This is a genomic window from Candidatus Oscillochloris fontis (assembly GCF_004138135.1).
Lineage (GTDB): Bacteria > Chloroflexota > Chloroflexia > Chloroflexales > Chloroflexaceae > Oscillochloris > Oscillochloris fontis.
Map to the genome: position 1 here is coordinate 15968 of NZ_RYFD01000043.1, position 23070 is coordinate 39037.

At 60.0% G+C, this 23070-nt stretch carries 22 protein-coding genes, 1 tRNA gene and 1 other RNA gene; 15 read left to right on the forward strand and 9 right to left on the reverse strand.

The window, feature by feature from the left end; all coding sequences use genetic code 11:
- Positions 1-4 precede the first annotated feature (4 nt).
- From EKD03_RS14485 to EKD03_RS14500, 4 genes are all read left to right on the forward strand, one after another.
- Positions 5-952 (forward strand): NAD-dependent epimerase/dehydratase family protein, encoded by a 948-nt coding sequence (locus EKD03_RS14485; protein WP_129632289.1) that lies wholly within the window; start codon positions 5-7, stop codon positions 950-952.
- Positions 949-3183: an ATP-binding protein gene (locus tag EKD03_RS14490; RefSeq protein ID WP_129632292.1), complete on the forward strand. Its 2235-nt coding sequence runs from the start codon at positions 949-951 to the stop codon at positions 3181-3183. The genes EKD03_RS14485 and EKD03_RS14490 overlap by 4 nt, the downstream gene beginning before the upstream one ends.
- Before the next feature lie 4 nt (positions 3184-3187).
- Complete coding sequence (hisC, locus tag EKD03_RS14495) at positions 3188-4261, forward strand: histidinol-phosphate transaminase (protein WP_129632295.1); 1074 nt, start codon at positions 3188-3190, stop codon at positions 4259-4261.
- A gap of 165 nt (positions 4262-4426) precedes the next feature.
- A complete protein-coding gene (locus EKD03_RS14500; protein ID WP_129632298.1) occupies positions 4427-5251 on the forward strand; it encodes a DUF7577 domain-containing protein in 825 nt (274 codons plus the stop codon).
- Between the two features lie 1109 nt (positions 5252-6360).
- Here EKD03_RS14500 and EKD03_RS14505 read toward each other — a convergent pair.
- Positions 6361-7503, reverse strand: coding sequence for a CPBP family intramembrane glutamic endopeptidase (locus tag EKD03_RS14505; RefSeq protein WP_129632301.1), 1143 nt, complete (start codon positions 7501-7503; stop codon positions 6361-6363).
- Positions 7504-7843: 340 nt separating this feature from the next.
- Between EKD03_RS14505 and EKD03_RS14510 the strand changes: the two genes are divergently transcribed.
- From EKD03_RS14510 to EKD03_RS14520, 3 genes are all read left to right on the forward strand, one after another.
- Complete coding sequence (locus EKD03_RS14510; RefSeq protein WP_129632304.1) at positions 7844-8323, forward strand: SRPBCC family protein; 480 nt, start codon at positions 7844-7846, stop codon at positions 8321-8323.
- Positions 8324-8420: 97 nt separating this feature from the next.
- On the forward strand, positions 8421-9242 hold the full coding sequence (locus EKD03_RS14515) for a DUF92 domain-containing protein (protein ID WP_129632307.1): 822 nt from the start codon (positions 8421-8423) through the stop codon (positions 9240-9242).
- Positions 9243-9256: 14 nt separating this feature from the next.
- Positions 9257-9634: a hypothetical protein gene (locus EKD03_RS14520; RefSeq protein ID WP_129632310.1), complete on the forward strand. Its 378-nt coding sequence runs from the start codon at positions 9257-9259 to the stop codon at positions 9632-9634.
- 299 nt (positions 9635-9933) lie between these two features.
- Here the strand turns inward: EKD03_RS14520 and EKD03_RS14525 are convergent, their stop codons facing one another.
- Genes EKD03_RS14525 through EKD03_RS14535 form a run of 3 tightly spaced genes read right to left on the reverse strand, consistent with a single transcriptional unit; the run spans position 9934 to position 12197 of the window.
- Positions 9934-10689, reverse strand: coding sequence for a class I SAM-dependent methyltransferase (locus tag EKD03_RS14525; RefSeq protein ID WP_129632313.1), 756 nt, complete (start codon positions 10687-10689; stop codon positions 9934-9936).
- 6 nt (positions 10690-10695) lie between these two features.
- Positions 10696-11130, reverse strand: coding sequence for a hypothetical protein (locus EKD03_RS14530; protein ID WP_129632316.1), 435 nt, complete (start codon positions 11128-11130; stop codon positions 10696-10698).
- A 14-nt stretch (positions 11131-11144) separates the two neighbouring features.
- Positions 11145-12197, reverse strand: a complete 1053-nt coding sequence (locus EKD03_RS14535) for a sortase (RefSeq protein ID WP_129632319.1) — start codon at positions 12195-12197, stop codon at positions 11145-11147.
- A gap of 79 nt (positions 12198-12276) precedes the next feature.
- On the opposite strand from EKD03_RS14535, the gene EKD03_RS14540 reads away from it, so the two are divergent.
- Positions 12277-12657, forward strand: a complete 381-nt coding sequence (locus EKD03_RS14540; RefSeq protein ID WP_129632322.1) for a YbgC/FadM family acyl-CoA thioesterase — start codon at positions 12277-12279, stop codon at positions 12655-12657.
- On the opposite strand, the gene EKD03_RS14545 is transcribed toward EKD03_RS14540, so the two are convergent.
- Positions 12658-13707, reverse strand: a complete 1050-nt coding sequence (locus tag EKD03_RS14545) for an N-acetylmuramoyl-L-alanine amidase (RefSeq protein WP_129632324.1) — start codon at positions 13705-13707, stop codon at positions 12658-12660. It lies immediately after the preceding gene.
- 72 nt (positions 13708-13779) lie between these two features.
- On the opposite strand from EKD03_RS14545, the gene EKD03_RS14550 reads away from it, so the two are divergent.
- Positions 13780-14583, forward strand: coding sequence for a [LysW]-aminoadipate kinase (locus tag EKD03_RS14550; RefSeq protein WP_129632327.1), 804 nt, complete (start codon positions 13780-13782; stop codon positions 14581-14583).
- Between the two features lie 110 nt (positions 14584-14693).
- On the opposite strand, the gene EKD03_RS18480 is transcribed toward EKD03_RS14550, so the two are convergent.
- Complete coding sequence (locus tag EKD03_RS18480) at positions 14694-15218, reverse strand: hypothetical protein (RefSeq protein ID WP_161569275.1); 525 nt, start codon at positions 15216-15218, stop codon at positions 14694-14696.
- A gap of 401 nt (positions 15219-15619) precedes the next feature.
- On the opposite strand from EKD03_RS18480, the gene EKD03_RS14565 reads away from it, so the two are divergent.
- Positions 15620-16351 carry a glycosyltransferase gene (locus tag EKD03_RS14565; protein WP_129632335.1) on the forward strand — a complete coding sequence of 244 codons (732 nt, stop codon included), beginning with the start codon at positions 15620-15622 and terminating at the stop codon, positions 16349-16351.
- A 227-nt stretch (positions 16352-16578) separates the two neighbouring features.
- Positions 16579-17001 (forward strand): hypothetical protein, encoded by a 423-nt coding sequence (locus EKD03_RS14570; RefSeq protein ID WP_129632338.1) that lies wholly within the window; start codon positions 16579-16581, stop codon positions 16999-17001.
- Positions 17002-17114: 113 nt separating this feature from the next.
- Here EKD03_RS14570 and murA read toward each other — a convergent pair whose 3' ends face one another.
- Positions 17115-18398, reverse strand: coding sequence for a UDP-N-acetylglucosamine 1-carboxyvinyltransferase (murA, locus tag EKD03_RS14575; protein ID WP_129632341.1), 1284 nt, complete (start codon positions 18396-18398; stop codon positions 17115-17117).
- Positions 18399-18497: 99 nt separating this feature from the next.
- Positions 18498-19589 (reverse strand): hypothetical protein, encoded by a 1092-nt coding sequence (locus EKD03_RS14580; protein ID WP_129632344.1) that lies wholly within the window; start codon positions 19587-19589, stop codon positions 18498-18500.
- Positions 19590-19685: 96 nt separating this feature from the next.
- On the opposite strand from EKD03_RS14580, the gene EKD03_RS14585 reads away from it, so the two are divergent.
- From EKD03_RS14585 to cdd, 4 genes are all read left to right on the forward strand, one after another.
- Positions 19686-19759: transfer RNA gene (locus EKD03_RS14585), tRNA-Gln, on the forward strand.
- 173 nt (positions 19760-19932) lie between these two features.
- Positions 19933-20871: a ribose-phosphate diphosphokinase gene (locus EKD03_RS14590; protein WP_129632347.1), complete on the forward strand. Its 939-nt coding sequence runs from the start codon at positions 19933-19935 to the stop codon at positions 20869-20871.
- A 182-nt stretch (positions 20872-21053) separates the two neighbouring features.
- Positions 21054-22370, forward strand: coding sequence for a hemolysin family protein (locus tag EKD03_RS14595; RefSeq protein ID WP_238613536.1), 1317 nt, complete (start codon positions 21054-21056; stop codon positions 22368-22370).
- Entirely contained in the window at positions 22357-22767 is a 411-nt protein-coding gene (gene cdd / locus EKD03_RS14600) for a cytidine deaminase (protein ID WP_129632350.1), read from the forward strand. The genes EKD03_RS14595 and cdd overlap by 14 nt, the downstream gene beginning before the upstream one ends.
- 68 nt (positions 22768-22835) lie before the next feature.
- On the opposite strand, the gene ffs is transcribed toward cdd, so the two are convergent.
- Positions 22836-22932: signal recognition particle sRNA small type (gene ffs / locus EKD03_RS14605), an RNA gene on the reverse strand.
- Positions 22933-23070: the final 138 nt, after the last annotated feature.

Sequence of the window (23070 nt, forward strand, 5' to 3'; positions counted from 1 at the left end):
TGGTATGCGTGTATTAATCACGGGTTCTAGCGGGCAGATCGGAACTAATCTGGCGCTACGCCTACTCGCTGAAGGCCACGCGGTCTTTGGTGTGGATCGGCGGGTGAATCCGTGGACCCAGGCATTCCCCACGCTGCTCCAGGATCTTGCCGCCCCACAGCGCGAATTTCACGGTGGAATTGGTGGTGCGCCCTACCCCGATTGTGATCTGGTTGTGCATCTCGCGGCAAATGCCAAGGTCCACGAGTTGGTCGAACAGCCCCACCGTGCGCTAGAGAATATCACCCTCTGCTTCAATGTGCTGGAGTATTGTCGGGTGAATCATCGCCCGATCATCTTCTCCTCGTCACGGGAGGTGTATGGCGATATTCATCGTTACCTGACGGATGAGACCAGTGCGGATTTCAGTTATACGGAAAGTCCCTATTCGGCCTCGAAGATTTCGGGTGAGGCGCTGATCTATTCCTATGCGCGCTGTTATGATCTGCCCTATCTGATCTTCCGCTTCTCGAACGTGTATGGACGCTATGATAGTGATCTTGAGCGCATGGAACGGGTTATCCCGCTCTTTATGCGCCGGATTGCCCACGGAGAGCCGATTACGATCTATGGGCAGGAAAAGACTCTCGATTTCACCTATGTTGATGATTGTGTTGATGGCATTGTACGCGGGATTGAGCGGCTCTACACAGGGACGTTGCGCAATCGCACGATCAATCTGGCCTATGGCGAGGGCAACAGCCTGATTCGTATGGCCGAATTGCTAGGTGCTGCCCTGGGGCGTGAACCAGATATGCGGATTGAGGCCAGTAAACGCCCCGGCGAAGTACGCTACTATGTGGCGGACATCTCGCTGGCGCGTGAGTTGCTCGGTTTTAGCCCGCAGGTGAATCTGGCGCAAGGATTGCAGCGTGCGGTCACGTGGTGGCAGGATTGGGAGGCTCTACAATGAGCCAGAAACCTTCGCACCGCAGCACTATTTCAAACCAGGTGATGGATCTCTTCCAGGCTTCGGCGAGTCTGGTGGCGATCCTTGAGCCGGAAGAGCTCTTTGTGGCGCTCTTGACGCGGGTGGTGGAGGCGCTTCCGGCGGTGCATGGCGGGGTACTCTGGAGCTTCGATCCGAAGAACGGGCGGCTGCGGGCGAGTGCGACGGCGGGGTTGCCGTTGGATGCTGCGGGGCGTCAGATCCTGCTCAATTCCACCCTGCGGAGTGGTGATGGGGTGATCGGAACGACCTTCCTACGCGATGAGCCACGGATTGTTGAGACGCACCTGGGTTACCGCGACATTCTGGGTACTGTGGCCCCGGCGAATGCCAACCTCTTCCAACAGATGAGCGAACAATTGCCGCGCCGACTGGTGTGTGCCTATGTGCCGATGCGGGTGGGCAATGAGGTGATCGGGGTGCTGGAACTGCTCAACCTGGGCAATCCGGTTGAGATGCCTGATGGACGCGCCATTGAAGTGGACGATCTGCCGATGTTGCAGATCTTTGCGAATCTGGCCGCTTCGGCAATGAAGAATGCGCACCTCTACCATCAAGCCCAGCGCAGTGAGCGTCGCCTCAAAGCCTTTGATGCGGTGGTGACCGCGATTAGTACCGCTGCTGACCTCGGCGATCTTGTGCATAGTGTGTTGCATGTGGTGATGGGGTTGGTGGACGAGACGAGTGGTGCGTTGTTGCTGCTTGATCCCGCCCATGACCATCTCGATCTGGGGGCGCACCAGAACCTACCACCTGCGTGTATCGAAGCCCTGACACGGGTGCCAGTCGCTATCTCGCCATGCGAGGAGGTCGTACACTTTGGGCAACCCATGTTGCGCCCCTTGTTGGAGGAGCGTGGCGAGGTAGCATTCTTAGCGGCGGGGTTCTCTGGTTGTGCCTACTTTCCGCTCTTGGCCGGGGGGACGGTGGCGGGGGTGCTCGCGCTCTATGGTGATACCGATCTGCCCATGCATGCCGACCGGGAGATGTTGCTGCCAATCTGTAATCAGGTGGGTTTTGCGGTGGCAAATGTGCGCCTCTATGCGGATAGTAGTAGGGAGCGGCGCAAGCTGCATACGGTGGTCACCTCGATTGCCGAGGGGGTGCTGCTGTGTGATGGGCGTGGGCGCTTGATGTTGGCGAATGAAGCGGCACTGACGCTGCTGCGCCTCGATTCGTTGCCCTTTGAGCAGCGGCTGGCCGATATGCCCGATTTCTACCGCATGCGCGACATGAATGGAGATCGCTTGACACTCGATCAACTGCCGTTTGCGCGCGCCCTGGCAGGCGAGATCTTTCAGGACTACCGGCTTATTCTGCGTGGCTCTAGTGGCGATGAGACGGTGATGAGTTTTAGTGGCGCTCCCGCCCGTGCCGATGATGGCCAGATCGAGGGCGCGGTGGTGGTCTTTCGTGATGTGACGACCCACGAAAAGTTGGAGCGCGCCAAAGATGAGTTCTTGGCAGTGGCGGCCCACGAGTTGCGTAGCCCGCTGGCTGCGGTGCGTAACTATGCCGACCTGCTGCTGCGGCGTGAGCAGCAGCGCAGTCAGGCCGATTCGCGTGATGTGCGCGGATTGACGATCCTGACTCAGCAGGTTTCGCATATGCTACGCATGGTGGATAATCTGCTCGATGTCTCGCGTATTGATGCCGGTCAGCTCGATCTGCAACTCCAGCCGGTGAATCTGGTGGCGTTGGCTAATCAGGTGATTGATCAGCAACGCCCGGCGGCTGGGAGCCGAGAGCTTGTCTTAGAGTACCCCGATGCTGAATTGATGATCGCGTGTGACTCGTTGCGTATCCACCAGGTGATGACTAATCTGATCAATAATGCGATCAAGTATAGCCCCGAAGGCGGGCGGGTGAGTGTGCGGCTGCGGGTGGTGCATGACGTGCAACGCCATCTGTTTGGGGATCAGCCATCGGCGGAGGTCGAGACGCTCTTGCAGCGCAGCGCGGAGCATGGCTTGGTGGTGATCACCGTGACTGATGAGGGTGGAGGGATCACCCCTGAGCAGCAGGCACGGCTCTTCGAGCGCTTCTACCGCGCCCGTAGCCAGCGTGCTGAGGGGTTGGGCTTAGGGCTGTATCTCAGTCGTCAGTTTGTGCAGATGCATGGTGGCGTGATCTGGGTGGAGAGTGTTGAGGGGGCGGGGAGTACCTTCGCCTTTGCGTTACCGATACGAGTCTAAACCTATGTACTACAAAGACCATATTCTGAACCTGCCGGCCTATAAGTCGGCGACGTTGCTGGCCGGGCCATCGGCGGAGTTGGTAAAGCTCTCCTCGAACGAAAATCCGCTCGGTCCTTCGCCCTTGGCTCTTACGGCGCTGAGTGAGGCGCTACACGGCATTCACCGCTACCCCGATGCGGGGGCGACGGCGCTGCGCCACGCGCTGGCTGCCCGCGATGGCCTGGAGCCGAGCCAGGTGACCTGCTCGAACGGCTCGGATGAGATGATTCTGTTGCTCTGTTTGGGGATGCTTAATCCGGGTGACGAGGCGGTGATGGCGGAGGGTACCTTCATCAGTTACCTGTTGCGCACGCTGGAACTGGGCGGGCGGGCGGTGCGGGTGCCGCTGCGCAACTACACCCATGATCTGGAGGCCATGGCGGCGGCGATCACCGAGCGCACCCGGCTGGTCTTTGTGTGTAACCCCAACAACCCCACCGGGACGAGTAACGGGGCGGAGGATCTGCGCACCTTTTTGGCGCGGGTGCCCGACGATGTGCTGGTGGTGGTGGACGAAGCCTATATTGAATTTGTCGAGCGCCCGGATTACCCCGATCTGCTGACGGAGTTGCGCGCCGGGCGGCCCAACCTGATCCTGTTGCGCACCTTCGCCAAGATCTATGGGCTGGCCGGGCTGCGGTTGGGGTATGCCTATGGCGCACCGGAGCTGATCAGCTACCTGGATCGGGTGCGCCCGACCTTCAATGTCAACCTCTTAGCCCAAGTCGCGGGACTTGCGGCGATCAACGATACCGCGCATGTGCGTCGCTCCCGCGAACATGCCAGTGCCAGCCGCGCCTTCTACATGCGCGAACTGAGTGCGCTGGGACTCACACCCATTCCAAGCGAAACCAACTTTGTAGCCTTCCCCATCCCTGGTGATGATGTCGCCATGGGCGAGGCACTACGCCAGCGGGGCTATACCGTCACCACGCTAGCCGGTTGGGGGTTGTCGGGGCATATTCGCATCTCCTTTGGAACCGAAGAGCAGAATCAAGGGATGATCGCGGCCCTGCGTGATGCGCTGCATGCCTAACCCACGCCATGCGTAACTGTTCATACTTGGGGTAAACAAAGACTTTGATTGACGCCAAGGCGCAAAGACGCAAAGGTTTTGATGGGGGCATATCTTGAAGGCTTTGCGCCTTGGCGTCTTTGCGTCAAAACCGAAATGCTAGGGGAAGTGTGGACAGTTACCGCCATGCCTACGCAACACTGCCCGTCATGTGGTGCGCCCAACCCGGCCACCCATCGCTACTGTAGCCAATGTGGCGCGGCGCTCCCGCCTAGAGGCGGCCGCCCGCCATGGCTCATCCTGCTCGGCATGAGCAGCTTGGCGCTGGTCGGGCTGCTGCTCGCCTGCGCCGGCTTGTTGATCCTGGGGTTGCGCAGTAACCTGGCGAGTAATCTGATATTGGGCACGGCCATCCCGCCGACGGTGATGGTGCTGCCGACTCAGCCCGCGCCTAGCAATCCGAGCCATACCGTCTTTGTCTATGACGACTTTACTGATCCGGCGCTGAGTGTGCTGAGTGCGGAAGAAGATACCACCTCACGCACCGCCTTTGTCGAAGGTAGTTACGTTTTTGAAGTGAAGGAACGTGAAACCCTGGCCTGGGCGATCACCGAGGATGCCTATGATGATCTGGTGGTTGAGGTGGCCAGTGAGACCCCGCCCGACTCGCAGGTGGTGGCGGCGGGGCTGATCTTCCACTACCAAGACGCGCGCAACTTCTACCTCTTCAGTGTCGCCAACGATGGCTATTATGCGTTGGAGTTACTCAAGGATGATACGTGGCAAACCTTGATTGACTGGACGCAGTCGGAGATGATCCATCCGCGCTACAATACACTGCGTGTGGAGACCAAAGCTGAACGGATCACGCTGAAGGTCAATGGCTCGTTACTCGAAATGACCGAGGACAACGCACTCGCTGGTGGTACCACGGGGGTCGCGGTGAGTAGCTTCGAGCATGGCCCGGTCATGATCCGCTTCGATAACCTACTGATCACCAGGAGTCCCTAATGCTCCCTGAGCGACTGACGGCCTATCTGCGCTATTTTACGCGCTTGGCATTGCAAGCCCCCAACCGCTGGGAGGGCTTTGATCTGCGCGACCCGGATACCCGCCCGACAGCGCTACGCAACCAGATCTTCTTTGCGGGGTGTGCGTTGGCGGCGCTGGCGCGGCACCCGCATGCCGAGCAGGATGAGCGGGCGATGGCGGTGACGGCGTTGGCCGATCTGACCGACCGCCTGATCCAGCGGCGGGTCTGGGCGGCGTGGGCCAACGAGATTGAGCGCACCAGTCTGCGACCCGACCCGGTTGATGCGGAGTATGGAACCTACACGACCGCGTTGGCCATGCTGTTTGGGCTTCAGGGAGTGCTGGGAGGCCAGGTGCGTTATGGCGAGGACCCCTTTACGCTGCGCTGGTCGGCGGATGTGCGCAGTTCCTATACGGTGCGCGAGTTGATCGAGGCTCTGTGGAAGCAGACGCAGCAGTCGCCGGAGGGCGCGATCCGCTGCGAGGGTGATCTGGCGACCGCGAGTGCCATGGCGGCGTTGGTGTGGGCGTTGCGGCTGCACGATCTGGCTTATGCGACTGAGTATGGGGCGAGTGGGGCGATCTGGCTGAAGACGTTGGGCGAACGCATGGCGATTCGCGGGCCACGCATCTTGAATCGCCACACCCTGGCCGCTGGCTGGAATGTGAGCAACCGGCGGGCAAGCGGCGCTGCCGATGACCTAGAGGATGCATGGGCCTTGGCGCTGAGTGCGCCACTTGAGCGTGAACTGATCGCGGGGTTGGCCGAGCGCTACTGGGCAGGAACCGAGAAGATCCGTGAGCGTGGCGATGCGCTGGAAATCGGCTTCAGCTACCTCTTGGCGGTCGAGTTGGGCAAAACGGAACTGGCAGCCAGTCTGCTGGCCAGCGCCGAGCAGCGCTTTGGGTTTGAGGAAGATGAGACGCAGGGACGGTGGGTGAAGGGTGTCGCCGCAACCCCGTGGGTGACGGCGCTCTTCGCCATGGGCGAGGCGGGCGGCATGGCGCAACTCCTCACTGCTGCCCTGCCGCCCTTGCCAGCCCCCGACATACCCGAACCCGACTGGCCGAGGATGGAGTGGGAAACCCTAGATTTCGCCCGTCCACAAGGCGAGCATGACCAAGGTGAAATTGTAGACCCCATGGACGATAGCACTGGTGGTGGTGTTGGTCTGCTTGCGCACGAAACCACAGACCATACCGACCAAAAAGACGATCAGCAGGGCGTCCCAACTGTACTGGAGGGCGTGCAGACTGGTGAAGAAGAGGTTGGAGAGCAGAATACCGAGGCGGGGCTGGAGCGCCCCACGGACGCCCAACTCCTCACCGAGACCGGCACTGACTCCGATGACGATGGCACCGATGGGGCTGATCGCAAAGGCGAGTAGTTCATCGAAGGCGGCCTGATCGGTGAGGGGCCAGCCCATCTGGTTCCAGAGCCACTCAATGCCCAGGCCCAGCACCTGTACCAAGGCGACCAAACCGAGCGCCAGGAGCACCGCACCCAGCACCTGGCGCCAAGTTGGCCAGACCAGGCCCAAGCGATCAAGCGCAGCCGTAAAGGAACGCCGGGTCGCATAGCCCACCGCCACTAACGCCGCCGGGATCGTCCAGACCAGGCTATAGATCTGATCGCGTAACATCCCCGCCGGATCGCGCCCCCCCGAAGCGGCCACAACATTCTGGCTGAGGAGGGTCAGCAGCGGTGGGGCACCAAGCACCAGGAGCGGAATGATAGACAAGGTGGTGATGCTGAGCACCGCCACAAGTGCCACGGTATGCACGAACGAGTGGGGATCGAGTGGGAGCAAGCGGGCCAGCCAATGGCGCACGGGCGAGATAAGTGGCACGAGGCTAAAGAGTAGCGCCGCTGCGGCCAGCAGGAGCAGGAGCGCGATCTGGAGCCATGCAGATGGGGCAAGCGGGGGCAGATCGGCAGGCACCCCGACAAGGCTGAGGTTCGCCGCAACCGCAATGCCCAACCCCAGCGTGATGGTGGCGGTTCCGATGATGAGCAGAGTCAGCCAGAGGCCGGTTGCGACCCAGGCCCAATTGAAACGCGGACCACCCAGGTAGGCGAGGAGGGCTAAACCGGCAAAGGGCAGCGTATTCAGGCTAGCCCCGGCAATCTGGCCGATCTCTCCACCAAGGGCAAGCCCGGCACCAAGCAAGAGTGTGAGCAGCAGTACCGCCGCACCAATAATGGACAGGTTGGGAGCGGGTTCATCCATAACACCTCCGCCACGAGATCGAAAAAATTGGTTAGCGCGAAAAAGCTCTGGGACGCGCCGCATGGCTTCGACAGGCTCAGCCAGCGGCGCGGTGGCTGAGCCTGTCGAAGCCCCGCGCCGCATTTCAGCTTTCCCAAGGCTTTTTCGCGCTAACAAAAATTATGTACAATCAGTAGTGTAGCATGGGCAGTGTCCGGGGTTATCGGAACTACACACATCAAACAAACTATTGACATCCCTTAACCGTCATGGTATCGTATCTTTGCAAAGCATTGACAAAGAAGCCCGAAATTCTGTACACCTTTGCACAAACCTCACAATGCTGAGAGGAGACGGCCTCATGATCACAGTTTCCCGCCGCAGCTACATCGAAGCAACCAGCCCGGAAGAGGTCTTCGCGGCCCTTGCTGATCCGACCCGGATCGGCACCCTAATGCCGCGCTTCCAAAAGGTGGAGTTGCTCAACTACAACGAGGAGGCTCGCACCGCCCGCATGGTCACCCACATGGCGATGGGAGGTATCTTCGGGACGATCCGCTGCGAAGGGGATCTGACCTGGGTCGAGCCGAGCGAGATTGTATTTAAAGTCGAGACGCCCGTACCGGTAGAGACGCGCTGGGTTCTGACACCAGAGATGGACGGAACAGATCTATTTGCCACGATGTCGCTCGATCTTGCGCCCATGCTGGGGCCAATGGTGGCCTTCGTGCCGAACCAGTTGGTGAGCGACATTCTGGGCGGAGAGCTTGAATCGGCGCTGAAGACCGTGCGGGAGAATAGCAGCCAGCAGCGCTTAGAGTCACGCGCAATTGCGGCATAGAGAATTGTGAGGGTTTCCTTTCTGGTATAATCGCGGGGCACTGATGTCAGTGTCCCGCTTCTTTTTACCGGGCGGAGCATGCCCCGCTCACTTACCTATGCTTGACCTCACACGGATTGGTCTCGGATTGGTGCTGAGTGCCGCCATTGGTGGCCTCGCGTACTGGCGACGTTCGCTTGATGTGAGTGGTTGGATTGGTGCCATCGTGGTTGGCACAGTAACGCTTGGCTTTGGCGGATGGGCGTGGGGGCTTACGCTGATCATATTCTTTATCAGCAGTAGCATCCTTTCGCACTACAAAGAGTCGATCAAGGAGCGTCGCGCTGCGGAGAAGTTCTCCAAGGGCGGACGCCGCGACTTCACCCAAACTATGGCCAACGGTGGATTATCCGCGCTGTGTGCGCTGGCCTACGCAATCACCGGCGAACCGCTGATCCTGTTGGCGGCCTTCGCGGGCGTTATGGCCACGGTAAATGCGGATACGTGGGCCACCGAGTTGGGGGTGCTAAGCCCACACCGGCCACGCCTGATCACCAACGGACGCCCGGTAGAACCCGGCACGTCGGGGGGGATTACACTCTTTGGGAGTAGCGCCGCAGCCATGGGGGCGGGGCTGATCGGGGTGTGTCTCTTTGTGTTGCTCAAGATCGAAGGCGCTGAGGCACCGATCTGGGTCATCCCGGCTGCGCTGGCGGGGGGATTCGCTGGTGCGATGATTGATAGCCTCTTTGGAGCGACGATCCAGGCGATCTATGCCTATTCCGATGGCCGCGAGACGGAACGGCGCGTGGATCGGCAGGGTAAGCCAACCACGTTTGTGCGCGGTTGGGCGTGGATGAATAACGATGTGGTCAATGCGAGTAGTTCCATCGGTGGCGCACTGATCGCCATTCTGGTGATGCTGGCCTTTGGTGGATAGAAGAGGTCGTTGCGATGCATAGTGCCCGTTCGCCCTTCACACTTGAGATGTTGGGCATGCCCAATGATCCGCTTACAGCGCTGGATCTGGCCCTCTCGACCGCAATCTGCGTGGGGGGAGTGGGGCATGTGGCGCTGACACCCTTCTACTATGGCCATGAGCAGGGGATTAACCAAGCATGGTTTGCGGGATCGGGCCTCGCGCTGACCTTTATGGGGATGCTCAATATTCTGCGTCTGCGCGGTGATGCGACCGCCGGGGTGATGAGTCGGGTGGCGAATCTGGCCGGAACCAGTTTCTTGGGCTTCGCCGCGCTTCAGAACCGTGAGGCGCAGACTGTCGCTGGTTTTGCGCTCGCGGCGACCCTGAGTGCTCTGGCCATGCGGAAATAACCTTTTTCATCCACATTTTCCACATGTTATCCCCATTCTCGTGGTGGATCGTTGTATCAATTGGCATGAGGAGACCGATCAGGGCTGGGCTAGGTTCTGCTCACGTGGAGCTTATCCGTTATTAACGCAGTTCTAACCTTGGGCCGTTATACTCACACCCAGATGAGTACAGCAAACGGTACGCGGTGAGCCACTGCTGAACCAAGCGATAGCTACCACATTCTTCTGCATCACTGCCCTCTTTCTCCTCCAAACCGGCTGCCTGGAGCAATCCAGGCAGCTTCTTCGATTCTCGGCGCTTATTTTGCCGGAGCCGCAACGACGATCATGCGCGGGCTGCCGGTGGCGTACTCGTCCAGATCGTATGTCCCATAGACGGCGCGTACCACAAAGCCAGTGCGCGCTAATAGGTGCTCGATCTCGTAGCGGTAGAACCAGCGCATCACAAAGCGCATGGTGCGCCGTTGCAGGTGGCCCTCTTCATCGGTCTCGTCGTAGAGGTAGGTGACGTGTGAGGTTTGGGTGGCGGCGTCGCTATCAATGGCGATAAATTTCTGCACCCGCCGCCCATTGAGGATGTAGGAGCGATCCAACACCAAGCGATTATCCTCGCGGGCGATATCGGTTGGATCGGGGTTGAAGAGATCCAGCACGAGCGTGCCCCGGCGGGTCAGGGCACGCCGGGCCGTCTCTAGGGTCTCGATCTGATCGCGGACGCTCTCAAGGTGCATGAAGGAGTTGACCGCCACAAAGGCCAAGCCGAAGGTTTGGGGCGGCAGATCAACCCGACGTACATCACCTTCGAGCAGAGTCGCGTGAATGCCTGCGTCCTCAAGGTGCTTGCGGGCAATTGCCAACATCGCCGGGGAGATGTCCACCCCGGTGACGGTGTAGCCGGATTCGACGAGGGGAATCAGTACCCGGCCCGTGCCACACATCAATTCGAGGATGGGGCCATTGGAGCGGCGCGCCAATTCACGGTAGAAGGGTACATCTTCGGTGTAGTCGCGAAAATCGGCATCGTAGTAGTGCGCAAATGGGTCGTAGGTATGCATAGTGAGTTAGATGACCCCGGTCATCGAGAGTATGAATAAGAAGATGACAACAAAGAAGACCAATCCAAACAAGCCAACTATCAGAATACGTGGATCAACGATTGGCTCGAAGCGTGGACTGGCCGAAAGCTGTGGTGGGGTGGGCGGAGGAGTCATGGCTGGCGGATTGGTCGGGAGTTTCATGGGTGATGCACTGGTTGGCTCGGTGGGCAGGCGCACCTCATTATTGCGACTCTCACCACCAAGGCCGCGCAGGAGTGGCACAATCGAGGAGAGTACCACACTCAGGATGATCAGCCCCACTAAGAGCATATTCGGATCGACCTGCATGCCGGTTGCTTGATAGATCATGTTGGCCAAAAATCTGGTGATGGGAGAGCCAAACATGATCAGTAAGAAGATAACAATGCCGATCCAACTATTGTTCTGTTTGCGTTGCATAGATACTCCTCCGTTTAGTTTGGCACAGCCCGGACGATCAGACGGTGGGAGTAGACGCCAATCGGGACACAGGTGATCATGGTGAGGGTCTCGTTTGTGGTCGGCTGCATCACCCATGTCTCTGCGGGCAACAGGGTAAGCACCTCAGAGACAACGTAGCGGTGTTCTTGCCCACCTGCGCTGACATAGATCGTATCGCCCACAACCACGTTGGGGAGTTGGTTGAAGATGATCCCGCGATAGCCGACATGTCCCGCCAGGATGATATTACCGGCTGTACCGGGGTAGGCGGAGATCGGCCAGTAGTGCGCAGCCGTGTAGCGCGGGACATCCCATGCTCCCTGGGAATAGCCGGTACTGACCACGTCGGTCTTCAAACCAATGCGCGGAATGCGTACCTGGGTGGGGCGAACGGCATCCCAGGCTTGGGCTGCGTTCTGCACGGGTGCCAAGGCTGATTCGGGTGCCTGGTAGGCGGCGAGGTACTGCCGCCCCAAGTGGCCCAATTGTACCTGATAGGCTGCGGGGTTGTTGGGGTGGTGCTCGAAGCGGGCACGCTCGAAGTACTGGACGGTATAGACTTGGCCATCCTGGGGGTTGGTCTCGTCAAAAGGTTCAGAGATAGGGTAGCCAAAGGTGGCCAAGCCGCCATTCGCCAACCAGAAGTCGCGGAAGACCCCACCCAAGCTGTGGCCAGTCTCGATCACGTAGGTGTCCCCAGGGGCGGCGGCGGCAACCCGGACAAAGGCGGGGTCGGTGCTGCGACCCTCGGCGGCCCAGTGGCCCAGGAGACCAGCCAGGGTGATGCCGAGATCGGCATGCCACTCCAAACGCGCACGCTCAAAGTATTGGACCGGGCGACCATTCTCAAGAAAGACTTCGCTCAGGGGCAGACCGATGATTGCCAAACCGCCCTGGCGATCATAGAAGTCGCGGAAACTATAGGCTAGGGTGTGGCCGGTCTCAGCGAAGAAGACCGGCTTCCCCGCTGCGGTGTTGGCTTGGATCGTTGGGGCCGGAAGCAGCAGAAGGGCACATACGATGATGAGAAAGATAGAGTGGCGCACCGCGATTCTCCTCGCCAAGTTGTCGTTGATGGCCGATAATAGCTGTATTGTAGCACTGAGCAGCCCAAGGAGGATATGGGTGGAGCATCGCGTCGCGTATAAAGTGTACTACGAAGATACCGATAGCCTAGGGGTGGTCTACTACGCCAACTACCTCAAATTCATCGAGCGCGGGCGTACCGAATGGGTGGGGGCGCAGGGGCGACCGATCCATGAGTGGAACCAGGATGGCTTCAATTTTGTGGTCTATAGTTTGAGCATGAAGTTTAAGCAGGCGGCGCGGTTGGGCGATCTGATCGAGGTGGTGACAACGGTGGATATGAGTTCGCCCTACCGCGCCCGCTTCCACCAGCGGGTCGAGTGTCAGTCCGTAGTGTTGGTGGAAGCGGACGTGGATATTGTGTGTGTGGATGGGGCGCGCCAGTTACGCGAGTTTCCGCAGTCGCTCCTTGCGGGGTGATCATGGATTGGTGGTCGTCGGGAACGGAAATGGCTCGGTGGAGACCTCCACCTGATCGGCGCGCACCCAACCGGGGGCGCTGGGGAGATCGCGGGCGAAGATCTGGTACCAGCCATCACGCAGTTCAAGCGCGAAGATGCGCTGGCTCGGCTCTAAGTTGGTGATGCGCCGGGCTTCATCGTTGGGCGCGGCGCGCATCACCGCGCCATCGGGGCCGACACGCAGGTTGGGCAGATCGGGCGGGATGAGCGCATCGGTATCGGTGGGGTCGCGCTGAGCCAAGTAGGCCAGAATGCCCTCGGCAATGCCACGCGCCACGCGCTCCGGCTGACCGAAGAGCACGGCGCGATCTGCGGCGTTGGTCATAAAGCCCATCTCGACAATAATGGCCGGGGTGGTACGCGCAATGGCGTGGGTGTGGCGGCGGTTGTTGAAGGCGTAGTAGCCGCGCATGTTGACCGTCACACCGCCGACATCTTCGGGGAGGCCGGTGGCAGGCCCGTAGCTGGCGGCGACAGCGGCGAGTAGTTGCTGCGAGGCGCGTGAGGCGCGCCAGGGGGTGGCCAGCTTCCAGCCGCGTGCGGCACTGCCGGTCGAGCCATCGGCATGGATCGTGACAAAGGCGTCGGCCTCGTAGCTAGGCGGGATTGTCGCCGGGAGCAGATCTACCAACACCCCCTCGGCCTCTAAGAGTACCTGCACACGGCGGGCAATATCTGCGTTCAGTTCGGCCTCGCTGACACCGTTGTAGCGCGCACCAGTGGAGGTGCGGAAGCGGGCGAGTTCTTCGGGTAGCTCATGGGCATTGAGGTGACCAACCTGAAGCCCGACACGCGGCGGCATGGTGGCGGGGCGTGGGGTGGGCGTCGGCGCGAGGAGCGTGGGCGTCACCGGCGGGGTGGTCGGGCTGAGCGTGGCAGTCGGCACAACCGGCACAGCCGCCTCCGCCAGCGGGATGATCGGGCCGGTGGGCATAAGTGCGGGAGCCGGGGTCTGGGTGCAACCAACCAGCATGAAGAGTACGAGCAGGAGCAGAATGCGGCGGAACATATGCGGGATCTTTCGAGGCTTCGTGTATGATGATACCGTTGTACCATACGATGCTGAGAGAGGGATGAGAAGATGTTGGTGATCAAAGTCGGCGGCAGCGCCGGTAATAACTATGATGCGCTCTGTGATGATCTGGCGGCGCGGGGCAGTGCTGCGGGGCCGGTGGTGCTTGTCCATGGTGGCTCGGACGAGACCAATAAGTTGGGGGAGGCGTTGGGGCATCCGCCGCGTTTTGTCACCTCGCCGAGTGGCTACACGAGCCGCTACACCGACCGGCGCACGCTGGAGTTGTTCATGATGGCGGCGGGCGGGGTGGTCAATAAGAGCCTGGTGGAGCGCTTGCAGGCGCGTGGGATCAATGCGGTGGGGGTGAGTGGGTTGGATGGGCGGATTCTGGCGGGCAAGCGCAAAGCGACCATCCGCATTGTTGAGGATGGCCGCCAGAAGATGTTGCGTGATGACTGGACGGGCACGATTGAGCATGTGAATAGTGGCTTGCTGCGCACGCTGCTCGATGCGGGCTATCTGCCGGTGGTCGCACCGCTGGCGTGCTCGGAGCGTGGCGAGGCGCTGAACGTGGACGGCGACCGCGCAGCGGCGGCCATCGCGGCCGCCTTGGGGGCCGATACGTTGTTGCTGCTCTCGAACGTACCAGGGTTGCTACGCGCCTTCCCCGACGAGTCTTCGCTCATTACCCGCATCCCGCGCAACGATGTCGAGTCCTACCTCAGTTTCGCCGAAGGGCGGATGAAGAAGAAGGTACTCGGTGCCCAAGAGGCGCTGGCCCAGGGGGTTGGGCAGGTCGTCTTGGGCGATGCGCGGGTCGCTGAATGTGTCACGCGGGCGTTGGCCGGGCATGGCACGGTAATTGGGTGACGGCTATAACCTCAAATTGACGCAAAGGCGCGAAGACGCAAAGGGTGCATTGTGTCACTCTGTTGAAGGCTTTGCGTCTTGGCACCAGAATTGAGTAGCCTCGCGATCTCCTAGCGCGTACAGAGGACAAAATAGCCCCGCGTATCGGCGTGGTAGTCGTAGGTTTGCTGCGCCGCCTGGAGGATCACCTGATAGCCAGGGGTGATCACCTGGAGATAGCCCATACCGGGTTGGGGGCAGCCCAGCGAACTATCGCCCCACTCCACCGCTGCGCCGCGTAGCACCGTGACAGCAGACGCATCCACCCCACTGCGCTGCGCGGCATCGGCAATGATCCTCTTCAGCAGATCCGCCGGCACCTCGCCAACAATTGGCGGAGCCGCCGGGGTGATGCGGGGCAGATCGGTGGGTAACGGGCGCACCGGCGGCTTGGTTGGGTCGGGTGGGGGTGGCATGGGGGTCTCCGTCGGGCTAGAGGTGGCGGTCGCGGTGGGGCTGGGGGTGGCCGTCGCGATGAGGCTGGGGGTGGCCGTCGCGATAGAGCTAGGCGTAGTGGTAGGAATTCTTGCCTGCGGACGAGATCCACATGCCGTGAGAGCCAGAGCCAGCAGAATCAGGAACAGAATGCGATGCATAGCGGGACTCCTCGTTTATGATTGATCCTTAGTAGGGGCGAAGCATCGCCCACCAACCGCGTTCGGGTGCCCCTGCTCCATGGCGGGCGATGCTTCGCCCCTCCGGGATGATCGGGGAACCCGGCATGGTACGGGCGACGCATCGCCCACCAACCGCGTTCGGGTGCCCCTGCTCCATGGCGGGCGATGCTTCGCCCCTCCGGGATGATCGGGGAACCCGGCCATGATGGGGGTTCTGTACCGATCAAACGCTGGCGCACCCGCCGAAGTTCCCCAAACGCCTATGCTATAATCTTTGCACAACCATTCGTACCCTTCGACACGCTCAGGGTACGTTTCGCAACCGCTCTCCCGACTATGAACATCCGTCCCCTGAGCGTGTCGAAGGGGTAAGAGTATCAATGCCGATGCAGACGCTCTCGATCTTCCTGCCAGTGCGCAACCAAGCCCCCACACTCGCGACCATGGTTGCCGAGTGTATGGCGGTCGCCAGCCAACATTGCCCCGACTATGAGATCATCGTGGTTGATGATGGAAGTGATGATGCGACGGGGCAACAGGCCGATCTGCTGGCAGCAAGCTACGACCCCGTGATGGTGCTGCATCTCTCCGAACCGCGTGGCTATGTGGCCGCGCTGCGGGCAGCGTGGGCGGTGGCGCGGGGGGAGTATCTGTGCGCCTACAACCCGTATGGCGCGGTGGGCATCAGCGAACTGCCGCGTCTGCTCACGATCCATCGCGATTATGCGGTGGTGTTGGGCTACCGTGGGCAACGCGCCACATCGCCACTCGCGCTCTTCTATGCCATCCTGGTGCGGCTGCTCCTGGGTGCCGATCTGCCCGATCCAAGCCTGCGTTTCGCACTCTTCCGGCATGATCTGGCCGAATTCATCCCCGATCAGGTACCCGATGGGTTGGTTCATGGCGAGATCTATGCACGGGCGCAGCGAGCCGGGTTGGCCGTAACCCAGGTTGAGGTGCAGAGCCAGCGGGGGCAAGAGCCGTTGGCAAGCGCGGCGCTGTTTGAACTGATCACGTATTATCAACAGGGCGGGATTCAGCAGCGCATGAAACTCGGCGTGCTCCTCCTACTTGCCACCTTTTTCCTCTGGTTGGCCCGCCGTCGCCGCTGATTGCATACCGCTGCGTAACTGTTCACAGTTCTCCTAGCATCCCAGTTTTGACGCAAAGACGCAAAGGCGCAAAGCCTTCAAGGATATGCCCCCTCAAAACCTTTGCGCCTTTGCGTCAACCAGAGGTTTCTTTTACCCCAAGTGTGAACAGTTACACCACTGCACCTTTTTGCACTTCTCGGTCGTCAAATGGGAAGGTTCGTCTACTACTGAAGGAGAATGCTACTATGAGCCAGCCTGAAGACCTCAATAACCAGCCACAGCAGCCGGATCTGGGGAGTGAACTACGTGAGTTTGGGCATCAGATCGAGCAGGCGGTACGCACCGCGCTGGAGAGCGAGCGCACGCAGCAACTCCAGAAGGATATTATGAATGGCGTGAAGGAGATCGGCAGCCAAGTGCAATCGGCGCTCAAGGCGATTCAGGAGGATGACCGGCTGCGCGAATTGGCCGAGCGCGGCCAGCAGGCGCTCAACCAAGCCCAGCATAGCCAAGCGGCGCAGGATTTCCAGGAGGTGCTTGCACGAGGTATCACGCAACTCAACGAGCAGCTTTCGGCCTTTGTGACACGCTTGCAGAGCAGTACGCAGACTCCACCCACCACTGGCGAGACAACGCGCCTGGATGTTGAGGATGAGGATAAGCTCTAGTTGGGGCTACGCCCCAGACCTTATTTTTCTCGTATGTTGGCGGCTGCGCCGCCAACATACGAGAAAAATAATTCTTCGGGGGCGGCTTCGCCGCCCCCGAACCCCCACTGACCCTATACCCGCTCGATCTTGGCCCCTAACGCGCTGAGGCGCTCATCAATCCGCTCGTAGCCGCGATCAATCTGGCCGATGTTGTAGATCACGCTCTTGCCCTTGGCACACAGCGCAGCGGTGAGCAATGCCATCCCGGCACGAATGTCGGGGCTGGGCAGACCCTCCGGTTCACCGTAGAGTTGCGAGGGGCCGACCACCACCGCCCGGTGGGGGTCGCAGAGCACGATCTTGGCCCCCATGCCGATCAGGCGATCCGCGAAGAAGAGTCGGCTCTCGAACATCTTCTCGTGGATGAGTACTGTCCCTCGCGCCTGCGTGGCCACCACCAAGGCGGTACTGATCAGATCGGGGTTGAAACCGGGCCAAGGAGCCGAGTCGATCTTGGGAATGGCTCCATGCAGATCGTGATTGACCTCTAAATTTTGATCTCCGGGTACCACAATATCCTCACCCTCATCGCGCCACGTCACCCCCAAGCGCCCAAAGGCGATCCGACTCATGCGGTGGTCACGCGGGCGGGCACCGCAGATACGAAGTTCACTACGGGTGACGACCGCGAGGCCAATTAGCGACCCGACCTCCATGAAGTCGGGGCCAATCGTGAAGTCGGTGCCAGCCAGACTCGTGACGCCCTCGATCTCCAACAGGTTGGTGCCAACACCATTGATCCGTGCGCCCATCTGGTTGAGGCAGCGGCAGAGATCCTGGACGTGGGGTTCGGAGGCGGCATTGCCGATGGTGGTATGGCCATCGGCGAGAACCGCCGCCATCACCGCCTGCTCGGTACCAGTGACACTCATCTCATCAAGGAAGATGTCGGCTCCGCGCAGCCGATCCACACTGAGTATGTAGCTAGTGGGGGTCACTTCGAGAGAAGCGCCGAGAGCCGTGAGGGCGTGGAAGTGGGTGTCGAGGCGTCGCCGCCCGATCACATCACCGCCGGGACGGGGCAGCGTGACCGAGCCACGCCGAGCGAGGAGCGGGCCAGCCAGGAGCGGCGAGGTACGGATGCGGCGCGAGAGGCCGACATCGGGGTCAACCGTGGGGGTGATGGGGGTGGTGAAAGCGTAGGTATGGGCATCAAGACGCTCCACCAGCACACCGAGTTGTTCTAGCAAGGCCAGTTTGATGCGCACATCACCAATATCGGGGAGATTGCGCAACACCACGCGGCCACTAGTCAGGAGGGTGGCGGCGAGCAGTGGGAGTGCGGCATTCTTATTCCCCGCAGGGGTGATACTCCCACTGAGGCGCTGGCCACCTTCGATGACAAAACGTTCCATGAACACAACTCCTTATGGGCATAACGTCGTAGGGGCGAAGCATCGCCCACCATGTGATCCGGGGAACACAACTGAATTGGTGGGCGCGATGTTTCGCCCCTACTTCCCACGCGGCAAAATCGAGCGCACACGGCGTCCGAGTTGCTCGACAATCCCGCCACTGACCTCGCTCCCGCGCTCGCGGGCACTCGCAACCAGCGTCATCGCCCGTTCACGCCCGGTGCGCAACGCCTCATCGGTGATCTCCTTGAGGCGCACACCCGAAAGAAGTTCGCCACTTTCGAACCAGCGCCATGCGACCATCCCGGTGGAGTAGGTGCCGGCATAGGCGATAGCCACTTTAGGCACGATGCCCCAAACCGGAATGAGGCCGACCAGTGTGCGCGCCAATTGCCGCCAGACGAAGGCACCGCCCAATACCGGCAGCACCTCACGGATACGAGCCTGAAAATCCGGCGGTGCTCCATAGGCCAAGGCCAGTTTATAGACCAGCATCGCCTGGTTCTTGGTCAAGACCAACATATCGGCAGCAGCAAAAGGCAAGTTGAAGATCGGAACCTGTTCGGGCAGTGCCGAGGCGAGGGCGTAGGTGGCATTGCTGAAAGAGGTGGTATTGATGATCTGGCGTGCATAGCCGGAACGTAGCCCCGGCAAGCGACGTGCGGCGGCCATGTGCAATTCGCTAGGCAGACGCTCAAAGATTGCATCCGCGAGCAGATCGGCAGCCTGTGGCGCATCGGGATCGGGTAGCGCGATGGCATGGGCAGTACTCAGTGTGCGACTCGGATCGTCCAAGGCTAACGGAGCATTCTGCGCATAGGTGAGGATGATCACCGTGGGCATGGCCAGATCCGCCAAGAGTTTGAGCGCTGCCGCCGAGTGGGCCGAGATAGGCTCGCGGCTATCGAGCATGATCAGCAAGAGATCGGCCCGCCGTAGTGTTTCGCCCCGTTCGCCCCCCAGCCCGCCCCGGCGCAATTCGGCCAGAGTCGCAATGATCAACGGATTCAAGCCCACCGGCCCGTAGCGCTGGCCCTCGCTGCGGCTCAATAGCCCCACCGCACGCGCTAAGGCTGGCTGCTCGCCAAGGCAGGCGATCAAGACGGGGCGTTCGCTCTCTTCACGAATCGCCGCAACGTCTATCTCACGTAGCGTACTGAAGGCGGCACCCAAATCATTCCAGCTCGGCACGGAAAGCTCCTTTGGCAATGAGACTGGCTCTATGCAGATTATAGCATGCCCGCTGCAAACCACCCCTCCGAATATGGTATAATAGCAAGTAGCTATTGCCGGGTTGTGTAATGGTAGCACGACGGACTTTGAATCCGTCTGTTCAGGTTCGAATCCTGGCCCGGCAGCCATACGACCACTACCCCGTGGGATGGTCACCCGCACAGAATGCCAGCTATGGCAGTCAACCACGACGTTCTGAGTAGTTCACCATTCCCCACACTGGCATCTGTCTGGCCACCTTCTCAGCAGCGGAGCAGTGCTCCGCTGCATCTTCTTTAGTATCGCGGAGTAGAGATCAGCGATGGACGGTCGTTTGCTTGTGTTTAGCGGGAATGCCAACGAGGCACTGGCCCGTGAGATCGCCACCAATCTGCGCATCGGTCTAGGGCGAGCCATGGTTGGGCAGTTCAAGAATGGTGAGACGCGCGTCAAGCTCCAGGATAATGTGCGCGGCTGTGATGTCTTTGTCGTTCAGCCGACATGTTCACCGGTTGATCACCATTTGATGGAGTTGCTGCTGCTGATTGATGCCCTGCGACGGGCCTCAGCCGCCCGTGTGACGGCGGTGATTCCCTACTATGGCTACGCCAAGCAGGAGAAGAAGACCTCCGGGCGCGAGCCGATCTCGGCAAAACTAGTGGCCAACCTCATCCGTACTGCGGGTGCGGATCGGGTCTTGACGATGGATCTGCATGCCCCGGCTATCGAGGGCTTTTTTGATATTCCGGTTGATCACCTTCAGGCGGCGCAGCAACTGGCCGACTATATCCGTAGCCTGAACCTCATCAACCCGGTGGTGGTCTCGCCCGATACGGGTGGGGTGGGGCGCGCCAACCGCTTCCGCGAGCGGATCGGGGCGGGGTTGGCGATCATTGCCAAGCAGCGCCCAGAGCCAGATGTGGCGGAGGTGCTGGAGATGGTGGGGGATGTTGAGGGTAAGACGGCGATCATCGTTGATGATATGATCTCGACTGGTGGGACACTGGTCGAAGCAGCCCATGCACTGCTGGATCGCGGGGCGCGCAGTGTGTATGCGTGTGCCACCCACGGGGTCTTCGCGGCGGATGCGGTGCCGATCATCGGGCGCTCAGATCTGGTTGAGACGATTGTGACCAATACGATCCCGCAGACGGGGGATCTGGCCGAGGCTCGCATTCGTACTATTAGTGTGGCCCCGCTCTTTGCGGAGGCTATTATGCGTATCCATAAGGATCTGTCGTTAAGTGCGCTCTTCTCGTAATTGAGCGCCCTCAGCTACCGTTCCACGGCCCCGAGTGCCGATGTTGCATGTATGCACATCTCTACTTGGGGTCGTTGGCATGGCGGCTGAGTCTCGTGTAAGATGGGGCTTCAGACTCAACTCATCGTATGCGCTGCATACCCTCTGAGGTCTTGTCGTAGTGATAGGAGTGTCTTACCTTGTTGGAGGACCCAGAACCTAGTTTGCTGCTGATCGGTGTCGGCTTATGTCTTTTGATGTTGGCCTTCACCTCAGCAGTTGATGCCTCGTTCACTGCCATCAGTCGGCATCGTTTGAACCAGTTGCTCTCCGAAGGTGCCCCGCGTACCCGTCGCGCCGTCTCACGTCTGATTGACGACCCCTACCACTTCAAGTCCACGATCATCTTCCTCAATACGACCATCCTGATCACGGCGACGGTCTTTACCCTCCGCCTCACGATTGGTCTTCCGCCTTGGCAGCAGGCGCTTGATCTGGCCCTGTTGGTGCTGGCGGTGTTGATCATGAGCGAGGCACTCCCCAAAGCGCTCGCGATGCGCAATCCCGATGCGACGGTGATGGTTCTCGCACGCCCGCTGCGTCTGCTGGGGCAGATTCTCTGGCCGCTGATTGCGCTGGTCAATCTGATCACGGCCCCGCTCTTCCGCTTTGTGAGTGGCCACAACTCCTACCCCTCGCCGCTTGTCACGGAAGAGGAGTTGCGGTTGCTGGTCAATGTGGGAGAAGAAGAGGGTCTGATCGAGCATGACGAGCGTGAGATGATCGAAGGGGTGATCGCGTTCGGGAACACGCTGTTGCGCGAAATTATGGTGCCGCGTGTAGATATTGTGGCGCTAGAGGTTGATACGCCGCTGGAAACCGCGCTTGATGTGGTCATCAGTGCGGGTCACTCGCGCATCCCGGTCTATAACGAGACGGTCAATCAGATCGTGGGTATTCTGTATGCAAAGGATCTGATTCCGGCGCTGCGTGATGGAAAGCGGCATATGCCGATCAATACGCTGCTCCGTCCGGCTCATTTTGTGCCTGAGACGATGCGGGTGAATGCGTTGCTTGAGGATCTTCAGCAGCGCAAGGTGCATATGGCGATTATTGTTGATGAGTATGGAAATACCGCTGGCTTGGCGACGATTGAGGATCTGATTGAGCAGATTGTCGGCGAGATCCAGGATGAGTATGATACCGAAGATCCGTCCATCCAACCACTGGATGATGGGGTCTATATTGTTGATGGTCGCGTGGCGATTGATGATGTGAACTATCTGGCCGACCTCAAGTTATCCTCAGATAGCGCCGACCGTATCGGGGGGCTGGTGTACGAGCAACTAGGGCGCATCCCACGGGTGGGTGACGAGTTGCAGTTTGAGGAGGCAACCCTGACGGTCTTATCGGTCAAGGGCATACGCCCACAAAAACTACGGATTGTGCGCCGCTCCGCGACAGCGGATACTGCGGTGGAGGGCGCTCTGAGAGAGGGGGAGGTGTATGAGCCAACTTGACTACGCGACGCTACGCGCCGCAGCGCTAGAGGCACGCCAACGGGCTTACGCGCCCTATTCGCGCTTTTCAGTGGGAGCGGCGGTGTTGAGCGCCAGCGGGAGAATCTTCCTGGGGGGTAATATCGAGAATGCGGCCTATCCCATGACGATCTGTGCTGAGCGGGTGGCGCTGTTTAGTGCCTATGCCGCCGATGAGCGCGAGATAGTGGCTTTGGCAGTGGTGACGCCAACAAGCGACGTGGCCAGCCCGTGCGGGGCGTGTCGCCAGGTGATTGCCGAGTTGGCCCCGCAGGCGATGATCTTGTTGCTCAATCTGGAGGGGGCGGAGCGGATCGTGACGCCACGGGATCTGTTGCCGTTTGGCTTTGGCCCGCAGCAGCTTGCCGAATTGGGCTAAGCACCTAGGGAACTACGCCAAAAACGGCTGGTGATGCGGTGCATCGCCAGCCGTTGTCTTTATTAATGAGAATGGCACCTCCGAACACCCAGAGGAACTCACCTACCGTTGCTGCCTCTCGGCCCTGGCGGGGTTCAGTAAGTGTCTGCCGTTCTTCAGTGCCGTGGATCATTATACACGATTGGGTAGGGTTGTGGCAAATGTGGCGCAAATTGTAACTGTTCACTAGTCCGTAAATTAAGACCTCTTGTGTTCTATCGCCACGTCACTTAGACTGGTGGCATGAAAAAACAGCACCTCACC